Here is a 4,422-nt window from a genome sequence, read left to right on the forward strand (position 1 = left end):
ACCATTCGTATGGACGGCGCTCTGCGGATGGCGCCGCGGTAGGCGGCCGGCTCGAGAGAAGGGCTCGGCCTCGCTTCCTGCCCTGCGACGATGACGCGATCGCACAGGGCTCCGGAGTGCCCATTCGCACGGCCGTGGCCAACGGGCCCCTGGGCTCTGGACCAGGGGCCCGTCGGCCTGCGTCGACCAGAGAGTCACACTCCCGGCGCGAAACAGCCTCCCCTCGTACGCGCGCTCCTCCACTTAACTAACTATTGCGACGACAAACTCTACACTCTAATAACTATTGACTCGTGAAATATTGAGGACGATACTGATTCTATAAGGTTAAGAAGCGGCAGATCATGGAGCTGGCCGCCCGGAGGATCGGACAATCCGGTGAGTACGACATTCGAACCCGCAATGCGGTGGGAACGACGATCAACTATCGCGGCCGACGACGGAGTTCCGCTCGTGACCCGCGAGTACGGCCCCGAAGCGGCACCCTTGACCGTGATCTTTGCGCACGGTCACTGTCTCGACATGCAATCGTGGGAGCTGCAACGCGCCTTCCTTCAGAGCACCTTCGGGTCAGAGATCCGACTGGTCTTCTACGACCAGCGCGGCCATGGCGAGTCCGGGCCCGCAGCGCCCGACACGATGACGATCGAGCAACTCGGCCAGGATCTCGACTCCGTCATTCGTGCGGTCGGGGGCAATGCACCGATTGCATTGGTAGGGCACTCCATGGGCGGGATGAGCATCCTCAGCTGGGCCCGTCAGCACCCGGAAAAGATCGGGTTCCCCGTGGTCGCCGCAGGCCTCATCGCGACCGCCGCATGCGAGCTCACCGGGTCCGGTATCGCTCGTAGCCTGAGCAATCCGCTGGTACTCGCGGCCACGACCGTTGCCCGGCACGCTCCTTGGATTCTGGGCGCCGGACGTGTCGTCGCCGGGAAAGCGTGCGAACACGTAGTTCGGCACGCAGCCTACGGTTGGGCCCCGATCCACCCGCGCCTGGTTACCTGCGCCAACACGTTGATCAACGACACCGCATCCGCGACCATCCTGGGGTTTCTTCCTGCTTTCACGCATCTCGACGAAACAGCAGGAGTGAATGCGCTCGCACGGGTCCCGGCGATGGTGCTGTGTGGGTCAGGGGACCTGATGACGCCATATGCGCATTCGCAGAACATTGCGGACCAGCTACCGCTGTCGGAACTGGTGCCTGTCCCAGACGCCGGACACATGGTGATCCGAGAGCGACCAGCCGTCGTGTCCGAGGCCATCGTCAGACTGCTCACGCGCGTTCGGGTCGCGCGGGAGCCGTATGCGCCCGCCGATCTCGAGCCCGCTTCCGTCGGGGCCTGAGGTCTGGACGGACTCGGGGAGCTGCCGGTAGACCTGGGTGCATTTCGACGAATCGACGTGCCAGGCCCGGCGCCACGACCGGCGAGCTGGCCAACGGGGGGCGTGGGCGGTTCGGGGGTAGCTTCGAGTACGGAAATCTTGCTCTGGTGTATTTTTTAGCCGTGAACTTCTTTCTCGTCGTAGACTGCAACCATGCGGCTGCGAGAATCACATGACTGCTGAGGTTTCGACGGCGGGTTCGGACTCGATCGGCGACGACGGTGTCGATCGGGTTGAGCAGGCATGGGCGCGTGAGCGCCCGGACATCGACGTCAGCTCCGTGGGAATCGTGACCAGGATCTGGCGCATTGCACGGCATTTGGAGCGTGAACGCGTCGAGCGTCTGGCCGAGCTCGGCACCGACAGGGTCACGCTCGATGTCCTCGCAATGCTGCGGCGTGCCGGCAAGCCGTATCGGATGACGGCTGGGCGCCTTTCCGAGGCGGCGCTGATTACTCCCGGGGGGATCTCGAACCGGCTGGACAAGCTCGAGCGCAGCGGACTGGTCAAGCGGAGCTTCCACCCAAAGGACCGTCGTCGGGTAGATGTGCAATTGACGAGGAAGGGTGTCAAGCTCGTCGATGAGGTCGTCTCCGACATCATGGATCACGAGTCTCGGCTCTTGGAGATCCTGGCGGGCGACGATCAAGCGGAACTTCGGCGGCTCCTCAAGATCCTCCTGGCTCAGTTCGAGGATCCTGCGGTGGGGCTGGAGACCGACTGAGCCGAATCCGCGGGGCCTGAGCCGAGCACGGTTCGGCGCAGCACGTCCCCCACGATGCCGACGGCCAGAGCTCGGTCGTGAAAGTCCCGCAGATCCGATTGAGGGTTGCACCGGAGATAGTCGTCGCGCAGTCGCCATGGATACAGGGCCACCCCTCACTATGCCGGAGGTGAAGTTCGCCAGACGGCGCCATCGATTGAGCTCATGGCCTCGCTCCATGCGGTACCGACCTGCAGGTGATGGCCTACGACGCCTTTCACGGAACACGCGGGACGCTCAGTGCCGGGTGTGAAAGCGGTCGACTCCGGCAGGTACCCACCACCAGGCGAGTCAGTTCTTCGTCCGGGCCGGTGTAGTAGATACCACCGGTACGAGTCGCGGCGATCCGGCATTCGAGTCGCTCGATCTCACGCGGGATCGTGAAATGCTAATCCTTCAGCTCTGTCAGGTCCGATCGGAGAGGTCCTGCATCCACCGTTGCGCTGCGTCGGTGCCACGCAGGGTCCGCCGTGCGTTGTTGTTCGGCCGCGATGGACGCCACGGTCGCCCTCCCCCACTCGTAGGTCTCTTGCAGGTCGATGCCGGCCCGATGAACCTTCGCGACCTCAGTCGGTAGATGTCCGTGCCGACGCTGTCTTTTGTGTGTCCCGCGGTGGCATCTGTCGCAAAACGTCGCCGTACCCCCGTGCGGGGCGCATCCAGTCGGCGTACCGTCCGGTGAATAGTCGGTCACCTGGTCATCAAAAGCCGTGTACCCCGATGCGGGTCGCCTCCACCGGGTCGAGTTCGCAGCACGCGATCAGGTAGTTCTCTGCGATCCGCTCGACGAGTGTGGGAGTCCGGGCGGGGGTGGGCCCTTGCGGGGTCTCAATGGTGTCCGAGCTGGACTGTTCTGGCGAGTCAGGCATCGGTCACGGTGCGGCCACGACCGCAGCGTCGAGCCGTGGGAACGCGTCGGTTTCGATGTCCCCGTGCACGTGTGCGGGGGCCAGTCCGTGCTTGGTGTAGCGATCGATATAGGTCGCAACCGTTTCCGCGGCGGACGAATGGGTCGGGTGCCGGCGTAGATGCAGCTCGACCACGCCGAGCAGGAGCTGTGCGGCGTCCCGGAGTACCGGGTCGTTGAGTCCGTCACGCGCGGCCGTCACCCAGAGGTCCTGCGTATCCGGGAGCAGGTCGACCAGTTCCGCGGCAACTCGATCTTCAATTGCGGTCGAGGCGACGAGGACCGCGGCGGAGCGGCAATCCGGCTCCAACGCATCGATCATCCGGAACTCCAGCCAGCCGCGAGGCCGAATCGGTGGAAACAGTGTCGTCAGGTGGTAGCGCAGATCGTCCTCGGTCGGCCAGCCTGCCGGGTGCCCCGTTGTCATCCAGTCGGCGAAGGTCAACCCGGGCGGAACGCTCGTGCCCAGCTCGCCGCCGCGAATGAAGAATACATCTGCCGCGAGAGCATATTGCGCCCAATCCGTTCCGGGTTGATCACTCACCGGGACCGGTGCCGTTCGCCCGGGGTCGATCCCATTCCAGATCGCCTGCCGTACCGATTGCCAGCGCTGCCCATCGGGACCGATCCCGGGAGAATTCGCGAAGGCCGCGACGAGAACCGGGCCCATCCTATTCGCCAGTTCCCAGCGCACGTTCCGGCGGTCGGGATGGTGGCTGATGTTGATCTGCACCGATGCGGTGTTCGTCATCATCCATGTCCCTTCCCGGCCGCGGTGCGCGTAGAAGCTCTCCATCGCCCGGTACCGGGGCAGGTCCAGGATCCGGTGCGGGGGACGGCGGTCGTCCACTGCGAGGTCGGTCGGAATCAACCCGTGTGCTCGTAGCCGATGGTGGAGAATCACGGCGTCTTCGTTGATTGCGCGTAGCGTGGCCGGCCCCGATTCGAGCGGCGGACCAGACAGTTCGACCTGCCCGCCTGGCTCGATCGTGATGCGGCTGCCGTTCGGCAGCGGACGGTTCATGATCGGCAGGAAGTCGGCGGATTCGGGGCGTGAGAGGCTGCCTCGCTTGTGCACTGGCCATTCAATCTCGACGCCGACGAGGTCGGCGCCACCGGGTTCGAATGCTTCGCGTGCGACCGCGTATGCCTTCTGGATCGTCAATGTTGGGCGAGAACTGGTCATGTCACCAGGTCCTTTCGTCGTCGATACTATAGCTGAGAAACATTTCACATCGAAACAATTGACGAGCAAGAGATATCTCCATATTATGGAGTGAAGCACATCACAACAAGCCCCAGTTTGTGTCGCTCGACACTTCGCAAAACTGTCTTCTACCAGGTGAAAGGTGCCCTTCATGAG

At 63.7% G+C, this 4,422-nt stretch carries 4 protein-coding genes; 2 read left to right on the forward strand and 2 right to left on the reverse strand.

Features of this window, described 5'->3' with window-relative positions:
* The first annotated feature begins 378 nt into the window (after positions 1-378).
* A complete protein-coding gene (locus tag AZG88_RS34765; protein ID WP_061700372.1) occupies positions 379-1,350 on the forward strand; it encodes an alpha/beta fold hydrolase in 972 nt (323 codons plus the stop codon).
* 211 nt (positions 1,351-1,561) lie between these two features.
* A complete protein-coding gene (locus AZG88_RS34770) occupies positions 1,562-2,113 on the forward strand; it encodes a MarR family winged helix-turn-helix transcriptional regulator (RefSeq protein WP_005241111.1) in 552 nt (183 codons plus the stop codon).
* A 740-nt stretch (positions 2,114-2,853) separates the two neighbouring features.
* On the opposite strand, the gene AZG88_RS52155 is transcribed toward AZG88_RS34770, so the two are convergent.
* Both AZG88_RS52155 and AZG88_RS34775 read right to left on the reverse strand, forming a co-directional pair.
* Positions 2,854-3,021 carry a hypothetical protein gene (locus AZG88_RS52155; protein WP_005241107.1) on the reverse strand — a complete coding sequence of 56 codons (168 nt, stop codon included), beginning with the start codon at positions 3,019-3,021 and terminating at the stop codon, positions 2,854-2,856.
* Positions 3,022-3,024: 3 nt separating this feature from the next.
* On the reverse strand, positions 3,025-4,245 hold the full coding sequence (locus AZG88_RS34775) for a glutamate-cysteine ligase family protein (protein ID WP_231914298.1): 1,221 nt from the start codon (positions 4,243-4,245) through the stop codon (positions 3,025-3,027).
* Positions 4,246-4,422 lie beyond the last annotated feature (177 nt).

The organism is Rhodococcus sp. LB1 (assembly GCF_001583455.1).
In the GTDB taxonomy this organism is placed as follows: domain Bacteria; phylum Actinomycetota; class Actinomycetes; order Mycobacteriales; family Mycobacteriaceae; genus Rhodococcus_F; species Rhodococcus_F opacus.